This window comes from Rugamonas sp. DEMB1, from assembly GCF_029834475.1.
Lineage (GTDB): Bacteria > Pseudomonadota > Gammaproteobacteria > Burkholderiales > Burkholderiaceae_D > Rugamonas > Rugamonas rubra.
Genome location: NZ_CP122407.1, coordinates 903,133 through 927,250, shown reverse-complemented (window position 1 = coordinate 927,250; position 24,118 = coordinate 903,133). Strand labels below are relative to the sequence as shown.

At 71.1% G+C, this 24,118-nt stretch carries 21 protein-coding genes and 1 pseudogene; 9 read left to right on the top strand and 13 right to left on the bottom strand.

Translation table 11 applies throughout. The features are described 5' to 3' along the window. Window positions 1–309: 309 nt before the first annotated feature. The 10 genes and pseudogenes from QC826_RS04275 to QC826_RS04230 all read right to left on the bottom strand — a co-directional run bounded on the left by QC826_RS04275 (window position 310) and on the right by QC826_RS04230 (window position 10,646). Window positions 310–570 carry a DUF4339 domain-containing protein gene (locus tag QC826_RS04275; protein WP_279766379.1) on the bottom strand — a complete coding sequence of 87 codons (261 nt, stop codon included), beginning with the start codon at window positions 568–570 and terminating at the stop codon, window positions 310–312. 2,293 nt (window positions 571–2,863) lie between these two features. Then, window positions 2,864–3,874: pseudogene (locus QC826_RS04270) on the bottom strand (tubulin-like doman-containing protein); the annotation flags it as partial. Between the two features lie 138 nt (window positions 3,875–4,012). Then, window positions 4,013–4,549 (bottom strand): hypothetical protein, encoded by a 537-nt coding sequence (locus QC826_RS04265; RefSeq protein WP_279764552.1) that lies wholly within the window; start codon window positions 4,547–4,549, stop codon window positions 4,013–4,015. 18 nt (window positions 4,550–4,567) lie between these two features. After that, a complete protein-coding gene (locus QC826_RS04260) occupies window positions 4,568–6,133 on the bottom strand; it encodes a hypothetical protein (RefSeq protein ID WP_279764551.1) in 1,566 nt (521 codons plus the stop codon). Further along, window positions 6,130–7,653, bottom strand: a complete 1,524-nt coding sequence (locus QC826_RS04255; RefSeq protein ID WP_279764550.1) for a hypothetical protein — start codon at window positions 7,651–7,653, stop codon at window positions 6,130–6,132. Before QC826_RS04255 ends, QC826_RS04260 begins: the two co-directional genes overlap by 4 nt. 220 nt (window positions 7,654–7,873) lie before the next feature. Then, window positions 7,874–8,485: a LysE family translocator gene (locus QC826_RS04250; protein WP_279764549.1), complete on the bottom strand. Its 612-nt coding sequence runs from the start codon at window positions 8,483–8,485 to the stop codon at window positions 7,874–7,876. After that, window positions 8,482–8,625, bottom strand: coding sequence for a hypothetical protein (locus QC826_RS04245; RefSeq protein WP_279764548.1), 144 nt, complete (start codon window positions 8,623–8,625; stop codon window positions 8,482–8,484). Before QC826_RS04245 ends, QC826_RS04250 begins: the two co-directional genes overlap by 4 nt. An 88-nt stretch (window positions 8,626–8,713) precedes the next feature. Continuing rightward, a complete protein-coding gene (locus QC826_RS04240) occupies window positions 8,714–9,514 on the bottom strand; it encodes an AraC family transcriptional regulator (protein WP_279764547.1) in 801 nt (266 codons plus the stop codon). A gap of 28 nt (window positions 9,515–9,542) precedes the next feature. Next, window positions 9,543–10,013, bottom strand: a complete 471-nt coding sequence (locus tag QC826_RS04235; protein ID WP_279764546.1) for a cache domain-containing protein — start codon at window positions 10,011–10,013, stop codon at window positions 9,543–9,545. A 183-nt stretch (window positions 10,014–10,196) separates the two neighbouring features. Then, window positions 10,197–10,646, bottom strand: a complete 450-nt coding sequence (locus QC826_RS04230; RefSeq protein ID WP_279764545.1) for a hypothetical protein — start codon at window positions 10,644–10,646, stop codon at window positions 10,197–10,199. Between the two features lie 303 nt (window positions 10,647–10,949). Between QC826_RS04230 and QC826_RS04225 the strand changes: the two genes are divergently transcribed. After that, the gene (locus tag QC826_RS04225; protein WP_279764543.1) at window positions 10,950–12,044 is read left to right on the top strand and encodes a hypothetical protein; all 1,095 of its coding nucleotides are present in this window, start codon (window positions 10,950–10,952) and stop codon (window positions 12,042–12,044) included. A gap of 1 nt (window position 12,045) precedes the next feature. On the opposite strand, the gene QC826_RS04220 is transcribed toward QC826_RS04225, so the two are convergent. Further along, a complete protein-coding gene (locus tag QC826_RS04220; RefSeq protein ID WP_245774112.1) occupies window positions 12,046–12,972 on the bottom strand; it encodes a LysR family transcriptional regulator in 927 nt (308 codons plus the stop codon). A 116-nt stretch (window positions 12,973–13,088) separates the two neighbouring features. On the opposite strand from QC826_RS04220, the gene QC826_RS04215 reads away from it, so the two are divergent. Then, window positions 13,089–13,928: a phytanoyl-CoA dioxygenase family protein gene (locus QC826_RS04215; protein ID WP_279764542.1), complete on the top strand. Its 840-nt coding sequence runs from the start codon at window positions 13,089–13,091 to the stop codon at window positions 13,926–13,928. 7 nt (window positions 13,929–13,935) lie between these two features. Further along, window positions 13,936–14,763 carry a sugar phosphate isomerase/epimerase gene (locus tag QC826_RS04210; RefSeq protein ID WP_279764541.1) on the top strand — a complete coding sequence of 276 codons (828 nt, stop codon included), beginning with the start codon at window positions 13,936–13,938 and terminating at the stop codon, window positions 14,761–14,763. Here QC826_RS04210 and QC826_RS04205 read toward each other — a convergent pair. Further along, entirely contained in the window at window positions 14,717–16,684 is a 1,968-nt protein-coding gene (locus QC826_RS04205; protein ID WP_279764540.1) for a CHASE domain-containing protein, read from the bottom strand. The two genes, QC826_RS04210 and QC826_RS04205, sit on opposite strands and share 47 nt — an antisense overlap. Before the next feature lie 10 nt (window positions 16,685–16,694). Further along, the gene (locus QC826_RS04200; protein WP_279764539.1) at window positions 16,695–17,792 is read right to left on the bottom strand and encodes an HD domain-containing phosphohydrolase; all 1,098 of its coding nucleotides are present in this window, start codon (window positions 17,790–17,792) and stop codon (window positions 16,695–16,697) included. 163 nt (window positions 17,793–17,955) lie between these two features. Here QC826_RS04200 and QC826_RS04195 point away from each other — a divergent pair, with 163 nt between their 5' ends. From QC826_RS04195 to QC826_RS04170, 6 genes are all read left to right on the top strand, one after another. Next, on the top strand, window positions 17,956–18,444 hold the full coding sequence (locus tag QC826_RS04195; RefSeq protein WP_279764538.1) for a MarR family winged helix-turn-helix transcriptional regulator: 489 nt from the start codon (window positions 17,956–17,958) through the stop codon (window positions 18,442–18,444). Between the two features lie 82 nt (window positions 18,445–18,526). Then, window positions 18,527–19,282: a 2OG-Fe dioxygenase family protein gene (locus QC826_RS04190; RefSeq protein WP_279764537.1), complete on the top strand. Its 756-nt coding sequence runs from the start codon at window positions 18,527–18,529 to the stop codon at window positions 19,280–19,282. 130 nt (window positions 19,283–19,412) lie between these two features. Further along, window positions 19,413–20,765, top strand: a complete 1,353-nt coding sequence (locus QC826_RS04185; RefSeq protein ID WP_279764536.1) for a hybrid sensor histidine kinase/response regulator — start codon at window positions 19,413–19,415, stop codon at window positions 20,763–20,765. 56 nt (window positions 20,766–20,821) lie between these two features. Continuing rightward, window positions 20,822–21,664, top strand: a complete 843-nt coding sequence (locus QC826_RS04180; protein WP_279764535.1) for a response regulator — start codon at window positions 20,822–20,824, stop codon at window positions 21,662–21,664. A gap of 218 nt (window positions 21,665–21,882) precedes the next feature. Further along, on the top strand, window positions 21,883–22,605 hold the full coding sequence (locus QC826_RS04175) for a CerR family C-terminal domain-containing protein (RefSeq protein WP_279764534.1): 723 nt from the start codon (window positions 21,883–21,885) through the stop codon (window positions 22,603–22,605). Continuing rightward, window positions 22,602–24,110, top strand: coding sequence for an efflux transporter outer membrane subunit (locus QC826_RS04170; protein WP_279764533.1), 1,509 nt, complete (start codon window positions 22,602–22,604; stop codon window positions 24,108–24,110). Before QC826_RS04175 ends, QC826_RS04170 begins: the two co-directional genes overlap by 4 nt. Window positions 24,111–24,118: the final 8 nt, after the last annotated feature.

Genomic DNA, 24,118 nt, shown 5'->3' with positions numbered 1-24,118 from the left:
CAGGTGCGGGCGCCGCCGCTGGTGTCGGCGCGGGAGTCGGCGCCGGGCTTGGCGCGGGCGCGGGTGCCGGTGCCGGTGCCGGCGCAGGTGCAGGTGCGGCAACTGGCGCGGCCAGCGGAACCGGAGCAGGCACAGGCGCGGCTACCGGAACTGGAGCAGGCGCCGGCGCCGGCGCCGGCGCGCGCGCCGCCTCGACGGCCTGGCGCGTGCCGCAATACGGGCAGAACGCCACCGCGCGCGGGAAGCCCTTGCCGCAGCCCTGGTTGATACAACGATAAATCACTTCAGCCACTCTTCTTCACCTTGCTGTTATTCCGGATCGGGAATGTCGTCTTCCGGGTCGGGAATGACGGCGTCGAACAGGGCGGCCAGTTCGGCCATGTCGCCGGCGGCCTTCCACTGGTCCACGCGCGGCACCCACAACATGTTCCACACCTTGGTGGCGGCGTCGATCTCGCCGTGGACGATGCGCTGGCCGATCTCCTCCAGCGAGTACGGGCCGTGCTGCACCTTGTTGAGGAACACCTTGTAGCTGGCCGGCCGCTTGGTCACCGGCTGATGGTATTGCATCGCCTGGGCGGCCTGCTCCACCGCCGCCTTGTGCAGCGACGGCCCCGGCGCCTGGGTGGCGCCGAACACGCCGGCAGCCTGCGTCTCGCTGACCAGGTATTCGGGCTTGAGCACGCGCTTGTCCACCGTCTGTTGCACCTCCCAGCTGTAGGCATCGCTGGCCGAGTCGGCCACCTGCTCGCTCCCACTGCGCCAGCTGCGCCGTCGCCGTCTCGATGGCCTGCGCCGACACCGCCGGATTCAAGCCCTGGGCGCGGCGCAGCCAGGCGTCGTACAGGCGCTTGGCGGTGATGTTGGGCAGCGACGGCGAGGGCAGCTCGGCGCCGGTCTCGTCGACGTCGAGCTTGGGCTGGTAGACCTTCAGCTGGTAATGGCGCATCAGCGCCGCCAACAGCAGCAGCTGGCTGGCGCCGGCGCGGGCCAGGCGGTGCTGCACCGCCGCCACCACCTGCTCGCGGTAGTAGGCCGGCAGGCCGTTGGAGCGGATGGCGAACTCGTTGCCGATCTGGAGCCACTCGCCGGAGCCGGCCTCCACCTCGAACAGGTACTGGCCGCGCGGCTGGAAGCTGGCCTCGCGGTCGGACAGGTCGGGCTTGCGCTTGACCACGCCCAGCGCGATCGCCTGCAGGAACCATTCGTAGTCGTCTGCCAGGCGGTTCAACTCGTCCATCGACGGCGCGATCGGATGGCGGAAACGGGTCGAGTCGAAATGCAAATGGGTCGGGATCTTCGGGTTCTCGATCTGGTAGGAGGTGCGCCAGGTCGGCAGGCCGCGCAGCACCGTCATCGGGAAGCCGGACAGCTCGATGTAGCAGACCGCCTTGCCGACGATGCCGGTGTTGACGATGCTGACCAGGTCGCCGTGGAAGAAGCCGGTCGGCACGGCGGCCTTGATCTCGGCCTCCATCTTGCGCCAGGCGTTGGCGTCGCCGACGCCGATGAAGCATTTGAACTGGTCGGCCTTGGGCGTGAACTCGGCCGAGAAGCGCGCGTTCACCCACGGCATGGCGCTCTTGATCCACTCGTTGAAGGTGCGCTGGCGCTCCGGCGCCGACATGGCCGCCAGGCGCTCCAGCAGCGGATCGACGGGTTCGCCGTCGACCGCCTGCTCGCGGCTCAGCTGCGTCTGCGCGCGGCGGAACAGCTTGAGCAGCAGCGAGGCGCGCAGGCGCTCGTCGCCCAGCTGCGGGAACAGCCGCGCCGAGCCGCCGAATTCGAGCAGCACTTCCTCGCTCCAGCTGCTGATGTCGCCGGTCAGCTTGACCGGCTCGGGCAGCGTGTCGCTGGCCAGCTTCATGTAGGTGGCGTGTTCGTGCTGGGCGTCGGCGCGCAGCTGCTCGATGCGCTGGTCGACCGCGCCCAGCATCGCCTCGACGCAGCGGCGGCCGTCCTGGAACTCGCCGGCGATGCCGCTCCACACGGGCTGGCCCTGCTCGTCGACCGAGGTGGCGTCGCCCAGCCAGGTGGACATGGCGCGCAGCACCTCCATCGCCTGCCCCGCCGCCACGGCCAGCAGGTGGAAGCGCAGGTAGTCGGCGATGTCGCGCTTGAGGTGGCTCATCACCTCGCGCGCCTGGGCGTCGCGGCCGAACATTTTGCCGGCCGCCTGCGACAGGTTGTTGAGCGACTCCTCGACCTGGCGGGTGCGCAGCGCGTCGCGCATGTCGCGGTAGCGCTTGCCGTTGCGTTCGGCGCAGGCCAGGTCGCGCTGGGCGACGCGCGACTTGATCTGCTCGAGCAGCGACAGGACGAACTCCAGGCCGCCCTGCTTGCGGTCGTCCAGCAGCGCGTACAGCTGCTCGCGGCAGCGCCCCTTCAGGCGCAGCAGCAGCTCGGCGGTGTGGCGCTTGATGCGGTCCTCGCTGGTCTCGGCGGTGGCGCCGGCCTCGCGGATGGCGTCGCGCTCCAGCTGCGGCAGCAGCTCGGCGACCTTCTCGCGCCACACGTTGAGTTCGTAGGCGCCCATGATGCGGTCGATCTCCAGCTGCACCTTGCTCTCGACCCGCTCCAGCAGCGAGCGCTCGTCCTTGTCCATCAACAGGCGGTCGGTCAGCGCGTACTCCTGGAAGGGCGTGACGTCGACCGTGCCCTTTTTGAAGTCGGGGAAGGTGTCGAAGGGGTGCTCGGCCATCGCCATCTGCTCGCGCATGAAGATGTCGCGCTCCTGGTCGCCGGCGCGGCGGGCCGGCGCGCCGTCGCTGCCGACGATGCCGAAGAAGGCCTTGACCATCAAGGCGGCCAGCTCGTAGGCGCGGATGTCCTCGCGCAGGCTTTGCTGGGTGTCCAGCACGGCCTGGCCGAAGGCCGAGTAGACCTTCGAGTAGGACAGGCGCATGTCGCCGAAGCGCTGCTCCGGCACGCGCGGATTGAACGGCCCCAGCTTGTGCTGCTGCTGGTTGACCGCCACCGAGCGCTTGCGGTTGGCGAAGTCGGCCGAGGCGAAGTCCTCGAACAGCGAGTCGGCCACCATCTGGTAGACGTCCTTGACGTCCTGCGTCGCCTTGTTGGCCAGGTTGGCGGTGTCGACGAAGTAGACGTCGTCGAACGGCGCGCCCTTGCCGACCAGGCTGTCCGGCTCGGCCCAGCGCACCTGCGCGTTCATGTCGCGCATCGCCGTCTCCAGCTCCATCATGGTGGCGTAGGCGTTGGCCTCGGTGCGCTCCTTGTTGGCCTTGGCGTAACCGGAGGGCATGAACATCACCAGGTCGACCTGGCTGTCGGACACCTCCTGGCGGGCGATGGCCTTGGCGATCCAGCCCAGGTCCATCAGGCTGCCGGCGCCGGTGCCGCCGGCGTTGGAGCCGATGACGACGATGCGGAACTTGGAGGTGTCCACCGTCAGGCCGAGGCGCTGGTAGTTCTCCTTGCGCTCGTTGCCGGCGTTGCTACTCAAGTAGTTCAGCGCGCCCTTGATGCGGCCGCGCAGCTTGGGGTATTTGTCGAACAGGTAGAGGCGCGCCACGGCGCGGATCTGGCCGGCGCCCTTGGACGGGTCGATGCCCAGCGAGCGCAGCTTCTTCGGCCGCAGCGGCATCCACTGCTCGATCAGCGGAAAGCGCGCCAGGCTGTCGTCGGACTCGTGGTACTGCTGCAGGTCGATGTGCTCGACAAGGCGTTCCTCGTCGCTCAGTTTGACCAGCTCGTACCAGGGGTCGCTGCGCTGCGACTTGCCCTCGTCGATGACGGCGCCGCTGTCCAGATCGAAGTGGAGGAAGCGCGCCACAGGAAACTGGCCGATCGACTCGACGCGGGCCGGGTTGTGGCGGTTCCACACAGCCGACAGGATGCGCCGGCGGATGCGCATCATCACTTCCATGCCGGTGCCGCCGGCGCCGATGAACAGGGTCGGCCGCAGGTCGACCTTCAGTTCGGCCTTCTTGTCGGCGCCGCCGAGGATGCTGCTGGAGCTGGGGAATTCTGCCATGGCGTTCTCTCGAAAAGGTTAGCGGCGGCCGGTCAGCCAGGCGCCGACCAGGGCGGCCACGCCGAGCAGCAGCAGGGTGCCGGTGATGGCGCCGCTGAGGAATTTACTCGCGTTCATCACCGCCAGCACGACGGCGGCGCTGACGAAGCCGAGGCCGCAGAACAGCAGCCAGCCGGAGGTGTCGGCCGAGGACGGCGCCACGCGGCGGCGCACCAGGTGGTTGCTGAAGGCGTTGCGGGCGAAGAAGAACACCAGCAGCAGCACCAGGAACACGGCGCCGGCGATCAACTGGTCGCGCGCCGAGGTGTCGGTGGCGGGGGCGCCCTGCACCGGCGCCACCTCGATGGCGTTGGCGCCGGTGCCGCTCGTGTCATTCGTGCCATTGCTGCCGGCGGCCGGCGACGGCGTGGTGATGTCGACCGGTTTGCCGGCCGCCGACGAAGCCGACGAGGCCGAGGCCGGCGCGCTGGCGCCGGGCACCTTGAAGCCGGGGTCGGTGTTGGCCTGCGCCAGAAGGATCGGTTGTACGCTGCTGCCTTGCTGAGTGTTTTGCATGTTCTTTTCCTGATGTGTTCAATGGCCCAGGCGCACCTGCGCGCCGTCGCGCAACTGCGTCAATGTGTGGCCGAATAGGGTCGTGCGCAACTCGGCCACCTTGTTGCCGGCCTTGTCGAAAATCGGTGTCTGCATGCCCGCCTTGCTGTGCATGGTGCGCGGCTCGCCCTCCACCGTCAGGGCCACCTTGCGCATGCGCGTCAGGCCCAGCACGGCGGCCGTCACGCCGGCCAGCAGCGCCAGCATGGCGCCGCCCAGCGCCAGCAGCGGGCCGAGGCCGAAGTGGACGCGCACGTCCAGCGGCAGCACGGCGCGCGAGCCCTGCACCTGGCTGGGCGGGGTGAAGATGTCGGGCAGCGGGTCGCCGGGGAACAGCGCGGCCATGCGCTGGCGGAAGGCCTGCGACAGTTCCAGTTTCTGCTCGCTGAGCTGCACCTCGATCTGGCCCGGCATCACATACGCCGAGCCGGCCGACTTGAAGGCGGCCAGCGACCAGCTGCCCGGCAGCTGGGCCACAGGCAGTTGCATCTCGGACGCCAGCGGCTGGCCCTGGCCGGGCGCCAGCGCGCGCACGCTGTCCGTGCCCAGGCTGATCGGCTTGTCCTCGCCGGCCAGGCGCGAGCGCGCCGCCAGCGTGGCGCTGCTGATCGTGTAGGGGTAGATGGTGTTCTCCAGCCGCCAGGCGATCTTGGCGCGCGGCGCGGTGGCGCCGGCGTCGATGTCGGCGCGCAGCGAGCCGTCCGGCGTCATCGAGAAGGCCACGCCGGGCGCGTTGTCGACCTTGACCGGGGCCAGGCGCACGGTGTCGCGGTCGAGCGGCTTGAGGCGCGCCGGCGGCTCGGTGACGACCCGTTGCAGCCGGCCCGAGCGCAGCAGCGCGTCGAGCTGGCGCGCGCCCTGCTCGTGGATGGCGAACACGTAGACCATCAGGCCGTTGGCGCTGTAGCGGCCGGCGTGGACCGGCATCTTCAGCGGGAAGGCCAGCGCCGTGCGGATCGCCGCGCCGTGGTGGATCAGCTGGTAGAACTCGCGGTTGCGCTGCGCCGTGGCCTGGTCGTTGTTCGGGCTGTTCTTGTTGTTGGTGAACAGCCAGACCAGGCCGGGCTGGCGCGCCAGGGCGGTGTCGATGGCGGCGCCGACGGCCTCGCCCAGGTCGGTGTCGGCCAGCGCGGCGCTGCCCGGCTTGTGCGCCGTCTGCAGCGCGGCCAGCGCCTGCGCCACCTGGCGCCGGGGCGGCTCGGCCTCGACCTTGGCGGCCAGCAGCGCGCGCGGCGACGGCGCGCCGGGCAGGCTCTGGTTGAAGGCGGCCAGCACCAGCGCGTCGCCCGGCTGGGTGACGGCCAGCACCACCTCGGCCACCAGCGCCTTGTACTGCGATGCCGGGTCGCTGTAGAACGGGTCCATCCAGCCGGAGTTCTGCACCAGGAAGACGTGAGAGGTCGGTGCGTGCGAGGTCGGCGCCGGCGCGGCCAGCGCGGCGGACGCGGGCAACGCCAGCAGCGCCAGCGCGAACAGCGAGCGCGAACGCGAGGCGCGGCCGGCGGCGGCGCGCGGCGGCGTGCGCTCCAACAGGGAGCGCGTCACGCCGGCGCCTTCAAGTGCCAGCCGCGCATCTCGTTCCACTTCGGATGGTGCAACCACAGGCAGCCGTCGTAGACGAAGGGTACGCAGTCGCCCGGATGGCTCAGGCGCGCCACCTCGTCGAGGATGACGTTGCGCTGGCCGACCCATTCGATGAAGGTGCGCGGCAGCACGTCGCCGTCGAGCGCCGCCTCGGCCGTGCCGGGGTAGTGCTCGATGCGCAGCACCAGGCCGCAGGGCTGGCTGCGCGTGCTGCTGACGTTCTCCAGCAGCGGCAGCACCAGCGCCTCGCCCTTGGTCTGGTCCTCGACATGCTCCGGCTCCCAGGGCTCGTCCTTGACCTGGTGGCCACGGCGGAACAGCAGCGTGCCGAAGCCGAGGCGGGCGCCGCCGATGCGCTCGATCTGCCCGCCGGCGCGGCCCAGTTCGAGGAAGCAGTAGCTGTGGCCGTCGTGGCCGATCAGCCACAGCAGGCCGTGGCGGCTCTTCACCGGGCCGCCGAACTGCAGGCGCGGCTGCCAGCCCTGCGGCCAGACCAGCCACTGCGGATCGGTGCCGGGCAGCCAGACCAGGTGGCCTTCGGCATGCAGCCAGATTAGTTTGCCGTCGTAGCTGAAGGGGCGCGACCAGCCGGCCAGCGGCACGGCGCCGCCGGCGCAGTCCTGCAACTCCGGGTCGGCGCCGTCCGGCAGCGCGCTCCACAGCTGCACGCCGGCCGGCCCCTCGACCAGGCAGGCGATCTGCCGGCCCACCGCGCCGGGCGCCGCGACCAGGGTGGCGGCGTATAGCAGCTCGGTGGCATAGCTCTCGTTGAACGGGTTGATGCGCAGGCGCAGCAGGCCCTGCGCCGACGGCACCACGGCGACGTCGCCACGGCGCGCCGGCGCGGCGGCGCTCGACGAGACCGGCAGCCAGGCGTAGTCGGAACGGGTGAAGGACAGGTCGGCGGCGTCCTGCTGCGGTGCCAGCACCAGCCAGCGCGCCGCCAGCGGGGCCCAGTATTGCAGCACGTTGCGGCTGTAGGCCAGCGCCAGCAGGCGCGGTGCGGCGAAGCCGAAATGGGCGGCGGCGAACACGCACAGCGCGTTCGGCGGCGTCGGCAGCTTGCGCTCGGCCTGGCCGACGGCCGGCTCGGCCGGCCGCGTCTCCAGGCTGGCGGCCAGCGGCAACGCGCTGATCGGCAGGCCGTGCGGCACGTGGCGCGGCAGCGGAGAGTCGGCGGCCGGCAGCGCCTTGCTGCTGGCGCCCCACCAGGCCGGCTGGCGCGCGCCGGCACCGGCCGGCGCGGCCGGGCGCAGGGCCTGGCCGCACTCCGGGCAGAAGGCGAAGCCCTCGGGGTAGACGGCGGCGTGGGCGCAGGCCGCCGGCAGCGCGGCGCCGAGCAGCTGCGCCAGATCGGCCAGGCGGCCGGGCGCCTGCGCGCTCCAGTCGAGCGGCCCCAGGTCCCTGCTGTCGGCCGGTTCAAACTGGCCGTCCTGCCGTTCCAGCCAGACGCTGTCCGCCGTTTCCCATCGATATGCCATGTCGCTACTCAATCCGGAGCCACTCCGTTGTCGGATGATTACAAAGTTTTCGTGCCGGCACTGTCGCTGCGCACGGGGGCCGGCGGCAGTTGCCCATCGAATAATAGCGCAAGTGGCCAAGGGGACGGGACAAAAAAGCGGGGTTCTTTGCGATCCGGCGCAATGCCGGCTTTGCCCCCGGCTGCGGCGTGGCGGCCGGGGGCGAAGGCTTGAGCGGCTGCTAGCGTTGCACGAGCAGCAGCTTGATCCCCAGGCCGATGAAGGCGGCGGCGAAACCGCGCCGCAACCAGGTCAGGACATGGGCGCGGGACAGGACGTGCTCGCGCACGCGCGCCGCGAACACGCCATAGCCGGCGAAGACGACCAAGGTCATCGCCATGAAGACGGCCGACAGCTCCAACATGAGCTCGGTGGGCCGCGCCGCGCCGTCGGGGACGAATTGCGGCAGGAAGGCGAGGAAGAAGATCGACAGCTTGGGGTTGAGCATGTTCACCCAGATCGCCTGCCACACCACCGCGCCGGCGGAGCGCGCCGGACCGTCCGCCTCGATGCTCAGGGGGCCGTGCGCCTTGAGCGTGCTCCAGGCCAGGTAGAGCAGATACACCGCGCCGGCGTATTTGATCGCCGCGAAGGCGCTGTGCTTGCTGTGCAGGAGCACGGCCAGCCCGGTGATCGCCGCCAGCATGTGCGGCAGGATGCCGAGCGTGCAGCCGACGGCCGCGAACAGGGCCGCGCGCGCGCCCGACGACAGGCCGGTGGCCACGGTGACCAGCACGCCGGCGCCGGGCGAGGCGACGACGACGAGCGAGGTAAGCAGGAACTCGAGGGTCATCGGGCCGGCCCTCCGGCGATCTTGCCGGCTCGCGGCGGTTGCGCCGCGCCGGGCGGGCCGCCGGCGCGGCCGGGGGCGGGGCGCGCGCTGTCGGTGGGGGCGATGCGGATGCTGTCGCTGCGGGTGTTGGGGGATCTCAAGGCGGCTCCTTCGGTTGGGGGAATGTGCCCCATCGTCGCCGCCCGGGATGCCGCCGTCTTGAATGAAATTGCAGGCGCGCGCCTCAGGCTAGTCTAGCGCCTTGGCGTAGCTGCCCGGCGCCATGCCGAAGCTGCGCACGAACAGCCGCGTCATGTGGCTCTGGTCGGCGAAGCCGCTGGCGGCGGCCGCGTCGGCCAGCCGCACGCCGCTGCCGATCAACTGGCGCGCCCGGTGGATGCGCCGCTGCACCAGGTAGGCGTGCGGCGTCAGGCCGGTGGCGCGGGCGAAGCCGCGCAGGAATTGAAAGCGGCTCAGGCCGGCCTCCCTGGCCAGCTGGGCCAGCGTCGGCGCGGCGAGGGGATCGTCGTCGATCATCGCGCGGGCCGAGGCGATGCCGGCCGGCACCGCCGGCAGGCATCCACGGCGGGGCTGCAGCAGCGCGCCCAGCATGAGCAGCAGCGCCTGCTCGGTGGCCAAGCCGTCGAAGCCGGTGTCGGGCGCGGTGACGGCGCGGAACAGGCGGCCGAACAGCGGCACCATGCGGCGGTCGCTGAAGGTGGGCGCGGTGAATTCGCAATTGGGGGGAAGGCCGATGTCGGCGGCCAGCTCGGCGACGATGGCCGGCGCCAGGTAGAGCATGCGCCAGGCCCGGCCGGCGTCGCCGATCGGCACGCCGTCGTGCACCTCGGCGGGGTTGACGGTGACGATGTCGCCGGCGCCGGCCTCGACGACGCCACGGCCGCTGGCCGATTTCTGCGCGCCGCGCAGGATCAGGCCGACGCCGAACTGCTCGTGGGTGTGGCGGCCGAAGGTGAGCGTGGTGTCCGCCGCCACCGCTTCGATGCCCGGGGTTTGGCTGCGCAACAAGCTGACTCGTTTGCCGTCCATCGCGCCGCCGGCCGCCGGGGTTTTTCGCTTATTTGTAGATGCCGACGCCGATCACGTACTCGCCGACCTTTTCGACGTAGGTGTTCTTCTCTTCCAGCTTCTTGCTGATCGAGTTGGGCCAGACGTAGGTGACCCAGCCCTTGCCGGCCGGGCTGTTGCCGAGCTTGAGGAACTCCTTGATCGGGAAGACGCCGCCGGCGCTCAGCTCCATCAGGTTCTTGTTGACCATCTTGGCGTTCTGGCCGTGCGCCAGCGCCACGCCCTCCTTGTCGAACATGAAGACGTACAGGTCGCCGGCGATGAACTCGCCCTTCGGATCGTTGAAGGCGGCCACCGCCTTGTCCTTGCCGTTCTTTTGCAGGAAGGCGCCGGCCTTCTTGACCATCGCCACGGCCTCGTCGGCGGAGCCGCGCTTTGGCGCGTCCTCGGCCATGGCGGCGCCGCCGCCAAGGCTCAGTGCGAACAGGGTCAGGCCGAGGAATCGAATCAGGTTTTTCATGGTGCGTGTCTCCAGGATGAAATGGGGGCGCTCCGGTCTGCTGACCGTGTGGTCGCCGCGAGGCGGCGCGTGGCGCGCCGCTGCGTTCCACCTTACCATGGCGGAGGCGGGGTTTTCATTTCTCTGGAAAAATATTACTTTTCGACACAACAGCGCCGCGGCCGCGCGGCGCGCGCCGGCCGGTCAGCCGATCTTTTTCGGCGGCGGCGGCGGCGTCCACAGCACCACCTCCTCGGTCGGCGCGCTGTCGAGCGCGTCGGAGTACTCCAGCCAGCGCAGCAGCGAGGGCATGCGGCGCACGTTGATCGACTTGCCGTTGATGTAGCCGACCTGCTCGAAGTTCTCCGGGTCGCACACCATCTTCGACACCGTCGGCAGGTTCTCGGCCAGGCGGTCGTAGGCCTTGCGCGCCTTTTGCGCCCAGCTGGCCAGCGCCGGATCGTTGAAGCGGTTGCTCTCGAAGTAGATCGTCAGCGTGCGGTCGTGGTTGCCGAAGCCGACCACGGCGGCGCCCTTGCGGATGGTCTGCAGCAGCTCTTCCTTGATACTCTGGCTGGGGACGAACAGCGCCGAACGGCTGCTGTCGGCATCGGGCCGGCCCAGTGGTAAATCCTGTCCGAGCATTAAACTCATCGAAGCATCCCATTCTTATCGGTTTTTGACGTCAACGCGCCTCGGCGTGCCCCGGCGACGGGGCCGCGTGGGCGCGCGGCGGAATTGCTTTGGTCCAAGGTGGCGGCCGGGCGTCCGGCCCGGGTCGAGTTGCCCTTAGGCTATATTTGATTGAATTCTACATCGCACCCCTGCCCTGTACAAGGAGAAAGCACAGACATGGAAGCCGTCTGTTGCGGGCCGTATAATGGCGGGCTGGTCCGGCGCCCCTTGCGGCGCCGGCCGCGCCGCCATTTTGCCGCCCTTTTTTGCCCGAATCCGCCCATGAGCCAGACCGCCACCGCCGCCGCCCTTTCCGCCGAATCTTCCGCCGTCCCGCCGGCCGGCCGCTACGGCGCCATCGCCGAGAGCGAGGTCGCGCGCGCCGCGCGCCACGTCGCCGACCTGCTGGCGCTGGCCGTCGAGCACGGCCCCGGCCATGCCGCGCTGATCGTCTACGACACCCGCTGCGACCTCAACCTGGCGCTGACCGAGGCCTACCGCCGCGCCGCGCCGGAGGCCACCTTCGTCGACTTCGACAGCGTCACGCCGGAGGCGGTGCTGGCCGCCTTCGCCGCCATGGCGCCGTCCGACCTGGTGGTGCTGATCCAGTCGACCAGCTTCCGGCTGGAGGCCTTCCGCATCCGCATCGAACTGTTCAAGCGCGGCCTGAAGGTGATCGAGCACGTCCACCTGTCGCGCATGCCGGGCGCCCAGGGCGAGTACTACATCGACTCGCTGGCCTACGACCCGGCCTACTACCGCGGCGTCGGCCACGCGCTGAAGGCGCGCATCGACCGCGCCCGGTCGGGCCGGGTCGACAGCGGCGGCGAGCAGTTGGTGTTCGGCTCGCCGTTCGAGTCGGCCAAGCTGAACATCGGCGACTACAGCGGCATGAACAACGTCGGCGGCCAGTTCCCGCTGGGCGAGGTGTTCACCGAGGCGCAGGACCTGGAGGCCGTCAACGGCCGCGTGCGCATCTTCATCTTCGGCGACACCTCCTTCCACGTCAACCGGCCGGCCGCGCCGATCACCCTGATCGTCGAGAAGGGCCGCGTCGCCGGCGCCGAGAACAGCACGGCGGAGTTCGACAACATGCTGGCCATCATCCGCGCCCACGAGGGCGAGGTCTGGTTGCGCGAGCTGGGCTTCGGCATGAACCGCGCGTTCTCGCGCAGCCGCCTGGTCGACGATATCGGCACCTACGAGCGCATGTGCGGCATCCACCTGTCGCTCGGCGCCAAGCACGGCATCTACGCCAAGCCGCAGTTCAAGCGCAAGGACACCCGCTACCACGTCGACGTGTTCGCCGTCACCGAGGCGGTCTACCTGGACGACGAGCGGGTCTACCAGGACGGCGCCTGGCAGGTCGCGCAGTAGCCTACAAGCCGGCGGCCTGCAGGGCGCGCTCCCACGGCGGCAGCGGCTGGTACTCGGCGACCAGGAAGTCGATCAGCGCGCGCACCTTGGGCGAGGGCTGGCGGCTGGCCGGATACAGCGCGCTCAAATGGTTCAGCGGCAGCTGCCAGTCGCCCAGCACCGGCACCAGCGTGCCGTCGAGCAGGGCGCGCCAGGCCAGGAAGCTGGTGTTGTAGACGATACCCAGGCCGCGCTCGGCGGCCTGCTGCAGCACCAGGCCGTTGTTGGCGGTGAAGGCCGGCGTGACACGCACGGTGTGCTTCTCCTCGCCGCGCGTAAAGTGCCAGCGCGGGCCGTCGGTCAGGTGGCTGAAGTGCAGGCAGCGGTGGCGCTGCAACTCCTGCGGCGTCTGTGGATGGCCCCACTTGGCCAGGTAGGCCGGGCTGGCGCACAACACCGCGCGGCACGGCGCCAGCGTGCGCATCGACAGCGCCCGGCTGTTGGGGATGCCGCCGACGCGGATGGTCAGGTCGAAGCCGTGCTCGATCGGGTCGAGCAGGGCGTCGTCGACGCACAGCTGCGGCGTCAACTGCGGATGCGGCAGGCTGAAGCGGGCCAGCGCGTCGGCCAGCCAGGCGCTGCCGAAGCTGGACGGCGCCTGGATGCGCAGCGGCCCGGCCAGCTCGGTGCCGGCGTGCGTCAGCACCCGCGCCGCCTCCTGCGCCTGCGCCACCGTCGCCATGCACGGCTCCAGATAGGCCAGGCCGGCGTCGGTCAGGCTGACCTCGCGGGTCGAGCGGTGCAGCAGGCGCGCCTGCAGTTTCTCCTCCAGCTGCATCACCTGCTTGCTGACCATGGCGCGGGTCAGCCCCAGGCGGCGGCCGGCCGCGCTGAAGCTGCGCAAGCGCGCCACCTCGACGAAGATCTCCATTGCGCGTAGTTGGTCCATGCGGTAATTGTCACCACTTTGACGACAATGTGTCAACCGTTTGGCGATTGTCCGGTCCCGCGCGGCGCCTTACAATGGCCGCTTGCCCCTTCCCCACCCCGTCCCCTGGAGCCGCCATGCTGACCGACCAACAAAAACAAGACTATCAACGCGACGGCTACCTGGTGCTGCCCGGCTTCAAGAGCCTCGACGAGATCGCCCTGCTGCGCGCCCGCGCCGCGCAGATTGTCAACCAATTCGATCCGACCGAGGCGGCCGGCATCTTCACCACGCGCGAGCAGGAAAAAAGCACCGACGACTACTTCCTCGGCTCCGACAACACCATCCGCTGCTTCTTCGAGGAGGAGGCCTTCGGCGCCGACGGCCAGCTGAAGCAGGACAAGTCGCTGTCGATCAACAAGATCGGCCACGCCATGCACGACCTCGACCCGGTGTTCCGCGCCTTCTCGGCCGACGCCCGGCTGGCCGCCGTGGCGCGCGACTTGGGCCTGGCCGACGCCCGCGTCTGGCAGTCGATGTACATCTTCAAGCAGCCCGGCATCGGCGGCGAGGTGCGCTGGCACCAGGACGCCACCTACTTCGAGACCACGCCGATCAGCGTCACCACCTTCTGGTTCGCGCTGGAGGACGCCACCCTGGACAACGGCTGCCTGTGGGCCGAGCCGGGCGGCCATCGCGGCCCGCTGCGCGAGCGCTTCGTGCGCCACGGCGACCAGGTGGCGGTGGAAAAGCTCGACGGCACGCCCTGGCCGGACGACAGCACCGCCGTGCCGCTCGAATGCAAGGCCGGCAGCCTGGTCTGCTTCCACGGCCTGCTGCCGCACTACAGCGCGCCGAACCGCTCGCCGGTCTCGCGCCACGCCTACACGCTGCACGCCACCGACGGCGCCAGCGCCTACTCGGCGCGCAACTGGATCCAGCGCGACGCCGCCTTCCCGGCGCGCGGCTTCATCTAAGGCCGCCATGGAAATCCTGATCTTCGCCCCGCACTGGGGCAGCAACGAGCTGGCGCCGCAGGCCTTCATCGAACGCGTGCTGGAGGCGGGCTTCGACGGCATCGAGATGTCGCTGCCGCAGGAGCCGGTGGCGCGCGCCGACTGGCTGCGGCGCATCGCCGGCGCCGGCCTGGGCCTGATCGCCCAACAGTGGGAGACCGTGTTCCACCCCGGCTTCGAGGCGCAGCGCGGCGCGCTGGCCGAGCTGCTGCACAACGCCTGCTCGGCGCGGCCGCTGCTGGTCAACTCGCACACCGGCAAGGACTACTTCACGCCGGCGCAGAACCGCGAGCTGATCGAGCTGGCCGACGCCATCGGCGCCCAGTACGGCGTGGCGGTGCTGCACGAGATCCACCGCAGCCGCTTCAGCGGCCACCCGATGCTGCTGCTGCCCTACCTGGAGCGGCTGCCCGGGCTGCGCCTGACGGCCGACCTGTCGCACTGGTGCTGCGCCTGCGAGTCGCTGCTGGAGGACCAGCCGGAGACGCTGGCGGCGGTGCTGCCACGGGTGCGCCACATCCACGCCCGCGTCGGCCACGCGCAGGGGCCGCAGGTGGCCGACTTCCGCGCGCCCGAGGCGCAGCAGGCGCTGGCGCGGCACCTGCACTGGTGGGACGAGGTGGTGGCGCTGCGCCACGCCGCCGGCGCCGAGCGGATCACGCTGACGCCCGAGTTCGGCCCGGTGCCCTACACCCAGACGCTGCCCTACAACGGCCAGGAGGTCTCCAACGCCTGGGAGCTCAACGTGGCTATGCTGCAACTGCTGCGCGCCCGCTACGGCCGCGACCGCGCCTGAGCAAGCGCAAGCGGGGGGGCGGCTGGACGGCGGCCGGCAGCGCCAGCGGCAGGGTCAGCACCACGGTGGTGCCCTCGCCGGGCGCCGAGTCGATGCTGATCTTCCCCTTCAACACGGCGCCGACGATGTTGTAGACGATGTTCATGCCCAGCCCCGAGCCGCCCTGCCCCATCTTGGTGGTGAAGAAGGGGTCGAAGACGCGGCGCAACGTGGCCGGCGCCATGCCGCTGCCGTCGTCGCGCAGCGCCAGCCGCACCATGCCGTCGTCCTCGCGCCGCGCGCTGATCGTGATGGTGCCGCTGTCGCGTCCCTCGAAGCCGTGCAGCAGCGCGTTGTTGAGCAGGTTGCTGAGCACCTGCCCCAGGCTGCCCGGATACGAGTCGAATTCCAGGTCCGCCGCCACGTCGAGCCGCACCGTGCAGTTGGCGCGGCGCAGCTGCACCGCGTAGGTGGCCAGGGTGTCGTGCAGCAGCTCGTCGAGGCGGAAGCGGCGCCGCTGGCCGCTGGCCTGGTCGACCGCCACCTGCTTGAACGAGGTGATCAGCTCGGCCGCGCGGGCCAGCGAGCCGGCCATGATGGCGCAGGCCTGGCGCACGTCGCCCAGGTGGGCCTGCAGCACCGAGCGCTTGACGCCGCCCTCGCCGCTCAGCTTGCGCTCGAACTCGACGGCCATGTCGCTCAGCGCGGTGGCGGTCAGCAGGCTGTTGCCGATCGGCGTGTTCAACTCGTGCGCGATGCCGGCCACCAGCGCCCCCAGCGAGGCCATCTTCTCGGCCGTGATCAGGCTCTCCTGCAGGGCGCGCTGCTCCTCCAGCGCCTGCCCCAGCTGGCCGCTCAGCTCGCGCCGGCGCTGCCAGGCCACCAGCAGCGCGGCGATCAGGGTGCTGATGATGAAGCCGGCGACGGCGATCAGGCCGACGGCGGCCGGGTCGCGGCTGTAGCGCGGCCCGCCGCGCCCCTCGAAGCGCAGCACCCAGCGCCGCTCGCCCATGCTCAGCTCGAGCCGCGTGCTCAGGCCCGGCGCGGCCGGCGCCGACGCCGCCGCCTTCGCGCCCAGCTGGCCGGCGCTGTCGAACATCAGGTTGTCCTGGTTGGCCGGGGCGGCGCCGCCGTCGCGCAGGTAGCCGGCGTCGTTGACGCGCACCCGCAGGTTTTGCAGCAGCGCCGGCTCGACCACCTCGCGCATCAGCGTGTTGACGCGGAAGACGATGGCGACGAAGCCGACCAGCGCGGCGCGGCGCTGCTCGACCGTGTGCAGCGCCGCGCCGTTGCGGTAGACCGGCGCGCGGGCGACGAAGCCGGGCTGGCCGCTGGCGTCCTGCACCAGGGTGATGCGCTCGGTGGCGACGATGGCGCCGCTGTCGGCGCCCAGCCGCAGGGCGCGCAGGTGCGGCGGCAGCGCCGCCAGGTCGAGGCCGAAGGCGTTCTCGTTGCCCTTCAGCGGCTCGGTGTATTCGATCACGTAGTGCTCGCCGCGCGCGTTGGCCGGGTGGACGCGGAACTGCGGAAAACCGTCGCCGCCGTCGCTGCGGTCCTGCCGCACCGCCTCGGCGAAGCCGGCCAGGCCGTCCGGCGCCACGCGGCGGACGAACTGGATGGCCTGGAAGCCGGGGTAGCGCTGGGCCAGGTCGAGCTGGCCGATGAAGCGCCGGAACTGGCCGCGCTCGATGCGGTCCTCCAGCGCGTACATGCCCTTGATGCTGAGCAGCATGTCGAAATAGGTCTGCAGGCGCACCTCGGTGTCGCGCTGCACCTTGTCGCAGTCGCGCTGGAAGCGCAGGGCGATCTGCTGCTGCTGCGCGTCGGCCACGTACAGGCAGACCCAGACGGTGAGGCAGAGGCCGACGATGAAGGCCAGGTAGCCGTAGGCGCGCATGGCCGGCGCGTGCTTGCCGGGGCTGGGGGCCGCTGCGTCCGCCATGCCGCGCCGCCTAGTGGACCGGCTCGGCGAAGCGCGCCGCGATGGCCATGAACTCCTCCTCCACGGTGAGCATGGCGTCGACCACGTCGGGGTCGAAGTGCTCGCCGCTGCCCTGGCGGATCAGCTCGAGCGCCGTCTCGTGGGTGAAGGCCGGCTTGTAGACGCGCTTGGAGATCAGCGCGTCGTAGACGTCGGCCACCGCCATCAACCGCGCCGAGACGGGGATGGCGTCGCCGCTCAGGCCCTGCGGATAGCCCGAGCCGTCGAACTTCTCCTGGTGCGAGTAGGCGATCTCGCGGGCGTAGCGCAGGAAGGTGTTGCTGTGGCCGAGGTGCTGTTCGACGCCGGCGATGGCGTCGCGGCCGTACACGGTGTGCAGCTTCATGACGGCGAACTCCTCGTCGCTGAGGCGGCCCGGCTTGAGCAGGATGGCGTCGGGGATGGCCACCTTGCCGATGTCGTGCAGCGGCGCGGCCTTGTACAGCAGCGCGATGTTGGCGTCGCTGAGCTCCCCGGCGAAGCGGCGCTGCCCCTGCAGCTGGCGCGCCAGCGCGGCGACGTAGTGCTGCACCCGGCGGATGTGGTTGGCCGTCTCGTAGTCGCGCGTCTCGGCCAGCGAGGCCATGGCCCAGACCACCGCGTCGAGCGTCTGCCCCAGCTCGCGCGTGCGCTCCTCGACCAGGTGCTCGAGCAGCGTGCCCTGGTGGCGCAGCAGGCGGCGCGCCTGGGCCAGCTCGAGCTGGCCGGCGACGCGCGCCCGCAGCGTCTCGGCCAGCAGCGGGCGGCGGACCACGTCGGCGGCGCCGGCGGCGAAGCTGGCGCGCTCGGCGTCCTCCTGGCCGGCGGCGTGCAGCACCAGCAACGGGATGGCGGCGGTGTCCGGGCTGGCCTTGAGCTGGCGGCACAGCGCGGCGCCGTCGGCGCCGGCCGCGCCGGCGTCGAGCAGCGCCAGGTCGGGCCGGGGCAGCTGGCCGGCCAGGCGCAGGCCGTCGGCGCCGTTGTCGGCCAGGCGCACGTCGTAGCGCTCCTGCAACAGCGCGCCCAGCCGCACCAGTTGTTCGGGCAGCGCGTCGACGATCAGGATCAAGGCCTTGCTGGGGGGATTCATAGACGACTTCTCCGGGCGGTGCGGTGCTGGGCTGTGCGAGTTTCCGACAATCATCATACGCTAGCGTTCTTGCACGCAAAACATTTTTCGTGGAAATAGCTTGCAACTCAATAGCGCGCTACCTATACTGCGGAAAATGAACCCCGCCCAACCCACGCCCGCCATGTCCCCCTCGTCCCCAAGCAATCCCGCGCCCGCCCTCGATACCGCCCACCCGCTGCGCCAGGTGCCCCAGCTCGACGGCCAGTTGTGCTTCGCGCTGTATTCGACCTCGCTGGCGATGAGCAAGCTGTACCGCAAGCTGCTGCGCCCGCTGGGCCTGACCTATTCGCAGTACCTGGTGATGATGGTGCTGTGGCAGCGCGACGGCCTGACCGTGTCCGAGGTCGGCGAGCGCCTGTTCCTCGACTCGGCCACCCTGACGCCGCTGCTCAAGCGCATGGAGGCGGCCGAGCTGATCACCCGCGCCCGCGCCGCCAGCGACGAGCGCCAGGTGATCATCTCGCTGAGCGCGCAGGGCGACGCCATGCGCGCCGAGGCGGCCAAGCTGCCCGAGGCGATCATCGGCGCCACCAAGTGCAGCCTGCCGCAGGTGGTGGCGCTGCGCGAAGAGCTCAACGCGCTGCGCGCCAGCCTGGTGCAGGCGGTCTGACCGGGCGCCGCCGCGTGGCGGGCTCGGCAAAGATGGCCGCCGCGTCGTAGAATAGCCGGACCACCCACGCACCCCGGCCACGATGAGCACCTCCGCACCGATCTTCACCTCCCCCGACCACGTCAGCGCGGCCCTGCGCGGCGACGGCTACGCGCTGCTGCGCCCGCACGACCTGGCCGCGCTGGCCGGCTGCCCGGCCGCCGCGCTGGCCGCGCTCGAGCCCAGCTGGGAGCAGCTGGCGCCGGACAACTACCTGAAGGACGGCGGCCGCTACCGCCGCCGCCGCCACGCCTGCTTCGTCCAGGACGAAACGGGCGCGCTGCGCCAGGTGGCCCACCGCGCCCACTGGCAGCCGCTCGAATACAACGCCCTGCACGGCGGCATGCACCGGCTGTTCGAGCCGGTGCTGGCCGAGACGCTGGCGCGGCCGGCCTGGAACGCCCTGCTGGCCGGCGTCGGCGCGCTGTGCACGGCGGCGCGCGGCGGCGCCGCCCGCCCCTGGTACATCGAGGCGCACCAGTTCCGCATCGACACCACCGACGGCATCGGCCGGCCCACGCCGGAGGGCGCGCACCGCGACGGCGTCGACTTCGTCGCCGTGCTGCTGGTCGGCCGCCACGCCGTCAAGGGCGGCGAGACGCGCATCTTCGAGGCGGCCGGGCCGAACGGCAAGCGTTTCACCCTGACCGAGCCGTGGAGTCTGTTGCTGCTCGACGACGCCAGCGTGATCCACGAATCGACGCCGATCCAGCCGCTGGGCGCGCACGGCCACCGCGACACGCTGGTGCTGACCTACCGCGCCGGCGCCTTCCAGGGCGAGGACGAGCCGCCCCGGTAGAATCCGCACGGCAACAAATACCCACCCGCCGGCGGGCAAATCCGCTATAGTCACTGGACTCATTGAGCAAGACGCGGGGGGGTGTTGGCGGCGCACGGCCGCGGCCCGCCGGCTTTCCAGGAGACGGCCCGTGGACAGCAGTTACGACATCCGACCCGACGAGATCGAAATCCTCATCGTCGAAGACAGCCCGACCCAGGCCGAACGCCTGCGCCGCCTGCTCCAGTCGATGCGCTACGGCGCCCGGGTGGCCGGCAACGGCCGCCTGGCGCTCGAGGCGATCCGCGCCCGCCCGCCGCAGCTGGTGCTGTCGGACATCGTCATGCCGGAGATGGACGGCTACGAGTTGTGCCGCTCGATCAAGGCCGACGCCGCGCTGCGCCACATCCCGGTGATCCTGGTCACCTCGCTCAACGACCCGAAGGACATCATCCGCGGCATCGAGTGCGGCGCCGACAACTTCATCCGCAAGCCCTACGCCGAGGACTACCTGCTCAACCGCATCGGCCACATGCTGATGAACCAAAAGCTGCGCCAGGGGACCAACATGGAGGTCGGCATCGCCCTGGTGCTGGGCGAGCAGAAGCACTTCATCAACGCCGAGCGCCAACAGATCCTCGACCTGCTGATCTCCACCTACGAGCAGGCGGTGCAGGTCAACAGCGAGCTGCAGGCGCGCGAGCGCCAGGTGATCGAACTGAACATGCGGCTGGCCCACCACGCCGGCGAGCTCGAGACCATCAACCGCGAGATCGCCCTGAAGAACCTCGAGCTGGCCGAGGCCAGCCGGATGAAGTCGGCCTTCATCGCCAACATGTCGCACGAGCTGCGCACCCCGCTCAACGCCATCATCGGCTTCACCGGCGCGCTGCTGATGAAGCTGCCCGGCCCGCTCACCGGCGAGCAGGACAAGCAGCTCAACACCATCCGCGGCAGCGCCCGCCATTTGCTCTCGCTGATCAACGACATCCTCGACGTGGCCCGCATCGAGGCCGGCAAGGTGACCCTGCTGGTCGAGCCGGTGCGCTGCCAGGAGCTGGTGGCCGAGGTGGTCGACACGCTGCGCCCGCTGGCGGCGCAGAAGGGCCTGGCGCTCGAGGTCGAGCTGGCGGCGCAGCCCATCAGCGTCGACAGCGACCGCCGCGCGCTGACCCAGATCCTGATCAACCTGGCCAACAACGCCATCAAGTTCACCGAGCGCGGCACGGTGCGCCTGAGCCTGAGCCAGCGCGAGGAGGAGGGCCAGCTGGTCACCGAGTTCGCCGTCGCCGACAGCGGCGCCGGCATCCGCGAGGAGGACCAGGCCAAGCTGTTCCAGGCCTTCTCCCAGCTCGACTCGACCTCGACCCGGCATGTCGAGGGCGCCGGCCTGGGCCTGTACCTGTGCCAGAACCTGGCCAACCTGATCGGCGGCACGCTGTTCTTCCGCAGCGACTTCGGCCACGGCAGCACCTTCACCCTGGCGCTCAAGAGCCGCCGCTAGGCACTAAGCAAGCGAACACGCGCGCCGGCACACCGGCGGCGCGGAGGAGCAAGAGCATGGCACGCATCCTGATCATCGAGGACAACCAGCCCAACCGCGAGCTGTTGGTCTACCTGCTGGAGGCCTTCGGCCACCAGCCGCTGGCGGCGGTCGACGGCGAACAGGGCCTGGCGCTGGCGCGCGCCGAGCTGCCCGACCTGATCCTGTGCGACATCCAACTGCCCGGGCTGGACGGCTACGGCGTGCTGCTGGCCCTGCGCGCCCATCCGGCCACGCGCGCCATCCCGGTGCTGGCCTCGAGCGCGCTGGCGCCCGGCGAACTGGGCGAGACCACCCGGCTGGCCGGCTTCGACGGCTGCCTGAGCAAGAGCTGCGAGCCGGAGGCGCTGCTGGCGGCGCTGCAAGCCCACCTGCCGCAGGAGCTGCGCACCGCCGCGCCGGCCACCCCGCCGCCGCCGCCGGCGGGCATGGCGCCGGCCGTGGCGGCGCCCGCGCCGGCCGCCGCCACCGCCCGCCTGCTGCTGCTCGACACGGCGCCGCTCAACCACGGCCTGCTGGCCACCATCCTCGGCCATGTCGGCCACACGCTGACGGTGGTCGACTCCACCGCCACGGCGGCGGCGGCGCGCGGCCCCTTCGACCTGCTGCTGTGCGACTACGACCCGCTCGACGCCGCCGCCCGCCCCTTCCTGGCGCCGCTGCTGCGCGCCCACGCCGCGCTGCCGCTGATCGTGCTGCGGCCGGACGCAGGCCAGGGCATCGCGGCGCTGCTGGAACACCATCCGGCGCCGGCCCACCTGCTCAACCATCCGCTCGACCCGCCGCAGCTGATCGAGGCGGTCGCCGCCTGCCTGGCGGCCGGCGGCCCGGGCGCCGGCGCCGGCGAGGCGAAAGAATAAGTTTGCAATCCCGCCATCATGGCCGCTTCGTCATAGTAGTTTTACCGTATTGCGGTGCAATATAAATCGGCCTATATTGAACCTGTCTCCTCCAAACGTTCCCCGAACATTGGATTCAGCCCGCGCCGCAAGGTACGCGGGCATTTTTTTGTCCCGGACGAAGTTAAACAAACGATTCACTTATACCGCTTGTTTGAGATATGTGTTTAAATCCCCGCATGATTGACAAAATAACCCCGGATTTACCCAGGCCGCCCGACGACGCCCGCAAGCCGCGCGCCGACGGCGAGCAGTCGCGCGAGCGCCTGCTGCTGGCCGCCATGCGCCTGTTCGCCGAGCAGGGCTACGCCAAGACCTCGACCCGCGAGATCGCGCTGGCGGCCGGCGCCAACGTGGCGGCGATCAGCTACTACTTCGGCGACAAGGCCGGCCTGTACAGCGCCACCTTCGCCGAGGCCTGCACCGACCCGGGCGACAGCATCGCCATGTTCGACCAGCCGCACTTCACGCTGACCGAGTCGCTGCAGGGCTTCTACCGGCAGATGCTGGCGCCGCTGCAGCAGGGCGTCGAGGCCGAGCTGATGCTGCGCCTGTGGTGCCGCGAAATGATCGAGCCGACCGGCCTGTGGCTGGCCGAGATCGACAACAGCATCAAGCCGGAGCACCTGGCCCTGGTCGGCGTGCTGTGCCGCCACCTCGGCCTGGCCGCGCCCGACGACGACACGCACCGCCTGGCCCACGCCATCGCCGCGCTGGCGATCCAGCTGATGGTCGGGCGCGACATCATCGAGCGCGTCACGCCGCGCCTGCTGGCCGGCGCCGACGCCATCGAGCAGTGGGAGCGGCGCCTGGTGCGCTACGCCCGCGCGATGGTCGAGGCCGAACGCGAGCTGCTCCACCCCACCCCCGCAATCCGCCCATCCAAGCAAGGACTAACATGACACGACCCCGCACCGCCGGGCTGCGCAGCAGCGGCCTGCGCGCCACCGCCCTGCTGGCCGCCGCCGGCGCCCTCAGCGCCTGCGCCAGCCAGGCCACGCCGCCGCAGGTCGCGGCGCTCGCGCCGCCACAGTGGCAGGCGCCGCTGCCGCACAACGGCAGCGTGGCCGACCTGAACGACTGGTGGCGGCGCCAGGACGACGCCCTGCTGGTGCAGCTGATCGACGCCGCCCAACAGGTCAGCCCGACGCTGGCCACCGCCGCCGCCCGCATCGCCCAGGCGCGCGCCGAGCGCGCCGCCAGCGGCGCCGCGCTGGCGCCCACGCTGGACGGCGCCGCCAGCGTCGGCCGCAGCAGCCAGCAGTCGGCCGTCCCGCTCGGCACCACCTCGCAGGCGGCGTTGCAGGCCTCGTGGGAGATCGACCTGTTCGGCGCCGGCCGCGCCGCGCGCGACGCCGCCCAGGCCCGCCTCGACGGCGCCGGCGCCGGCTGGCACGACGCCCGCGTCTCGGTCGCCGCCGAGGTGGCCAACCAATACTACGGCCAGCGCGCCTGCGAGCAGCTGCTGGCCGTGGCGCGCCAGGACGCCGCCTCGCGCGCCGACACGGCGCGCCTGACCGGGCTGTCGGCCAAGGCCGGCTTCCAGTCGCCCGCCAGCGCCGCGCTGGCGCGCGCCAGCGCGGCCGACGGCAGCAGCCGCGCCACCGCCCAGCGCGCCAGTTGCGACCTGGGCGTCAAGGCCCTGGTGGCGCTGAGCGGCATCGCCGAGCCCGAGCTGCGCCAGCGCCTGGCCGACGGCGCGCCGCGCTGGGCCGCCGCCTCGGCCGCCGCCAACGCCGCCACGCCAGGCGGCGGCGCCGGCCCGGCGCTGGCCATCACCGCGCTGCCGGCGCAAACGCTGGCGCAGCGGCCCGACGTGTTCAACGCCGAGCGCGAGGTGGCCGCCGCCAGCGCCGAGGTCGACGGCGCCCAGGCGCAGCGCTATCCGCGCCTGAGCTTGAGCGGCGCCGTCGGCGTCGCCAACTTCCGCAGCGACGGCCAGAACACCAAGGGCGACACCTGGAGCATCGGCCCGCTGGCGCTGAGCCTGCCGATCTTCGACGGCGGCCGCCGCCGCGCCAACGTGGTGGCCGCCGCCGCCCGCTACGACAGCGCGGTGGCCGCCTACCGCGCCAGCGTGCGCCAGGCCGTGCGCGAGGTCGAGGAGGCGCTGGTCAAGCTCGACAGCAGCGGCGCCCGCGCCGGCGACGCCAAGACCGCGCTGGACGGCTACCGCGCCAACTTCGCCGCCGTCGAGGAGCGCTACAAGAACGGCCTGGCCAGCCTGTTCGAACTGGAGGACGCGCGGCGCAGCCGCCTGGCCGCCGAGGACACCGTGGTCAGCCTGCAGCGCGAGCGCAGCAGCGCCTGGGTGGCGCTGTACCGCGCCGCCGGCGGCGGCTGGAACCCCGCCCAGACCCCCATCCCAACCAGCAGCACGGCCGCCGCCACCGCCGCCGCCCGATAACCGACTGC

Bases quoted from the DNA above. Each gene is read 5' to 3' on its own strand.
- QC826_RS04275 (WP_279766379.1), bottom strand. From the start codon at position 570: ATGCAATACCATCAGCCGGTGACCAAGCGGCCGGCCAGCTACAAGGTG.
- QC826_RS04265 (WP_279764552.1), bottom strand. From the start codon at position 4,549: ATGCAAAACACTCAGCAAGGCAGCAGCGTACAACCGATCCTTCTGGCG.
- QC826_RS04255 (WP_279764550.1), bottom strand. From the start codon at position 7,653: ATGGCATATCGATGGGAAACGGCGGACAGCGTCTGGCTGGAACGGCAG.
- QC826_RS04250 (WP_279764549.1), bottom strand. From the start codon at position 8,485: ATGACCCTCGAGTTCCTGCTTACCTCGCTCGTCGTCGTCGCCTCGCCC.
- QC826_RS04240 (WP_279764547.1), bottom strand. From the start codon at position 9,514: ATGGACGGCAAACGAGTCAGCTTGTTGCGCAGCCAAACCCCGGGCATC.
- QC826_RS04235 (WP_279764546.1), bottom strand. From the start codon at position 10,013: ATGAAAAACCTGATTCGATTCCTCGGCCTGACCCTGTTCGCACTGAGC.
- QC826_RS04230 (WP_279764545.1), bottom strand. From the start codon at position 10,646: ATGAGTTTAATGCTCGGACAGGATTTACCACTGGGCCGGCCCGATGCC.
- QC826_RS04225 (WP_279764543.1), top strand. From the start codon at position 10,950: ATGAGCCAGACCGCCACCGCCGCCGCCCTTTCCGCCGAATCTTCCGCC.
- QC826_RS04220 (WP_245774112.1), bottom strand. From the start codon at position 12,972: ATGGACCAACTACGCGCAATGGAGATCTTCGTCGAGGTGGCGCGCTTG.
- QC826_RS04215 (WP_279764542.1), top strand. From the start codon at position 13,089: ATGCTGACCGACCAACAAAAACAAGACTATCAACGCGACGGCTACCTG.
- QC826_RS04210 (WP_279764541.1), top strand. From the start codon at position 13,936: ATGGAAATCCTGATCTTCGCCCCGCACTGGGGCAGCAACGAGCTGGCG.
- QC826_RS04205 (WP_279764540.1), bottom strand. From the start codon at position 16,684: ATGGCGGACGCAGCGGCCCCCAGCCCCGGCAAGCACGCGCCGGCCATG.
- QC826_RS04200 (WP_279764539.1), bottom strand. From the start codon at position 17,792: ATGAATCCCCCCAGCAAGGCCTTGATCCTGATCGTCGACGCGCTGCCC.
- QC826_RS04195 (WP_279764538.1), top strand. From the start codon at position 17,956: ATGTCCCCCTCGTCCCCAAGCAATCCCGCGCCCGCCCTCGATACCGCC.
- QC826_RS04190 (WP_279764537.1), top strand. From the start codon at position 18,527: ATGAGCACCTCCGCACCGATCTTCACCTCCCCCGACCACGTCAGCGCG.
- QC826_RS04180 (WP_279764535.1), top strand. From the start codon at position 20,822: ATGGCACGCATCCTGATCATCGAGGACAACCAGCCCAACCGCGAGCTG.
- QC826_RS04175 (WP_279764534.1), top strand. From the start codon at position 21,883: ATGATTGACAAAATAACCCCGGATTTACCCAGGCCGCCCGACGACGCC.
- QC826_RS04170 (WP_279764533.1), top strand. From the start codon at position 22,602: ATGACACGACCCCGCACCGCCGGGCTGCGCAGCAGCGGCCTGCGCGCC.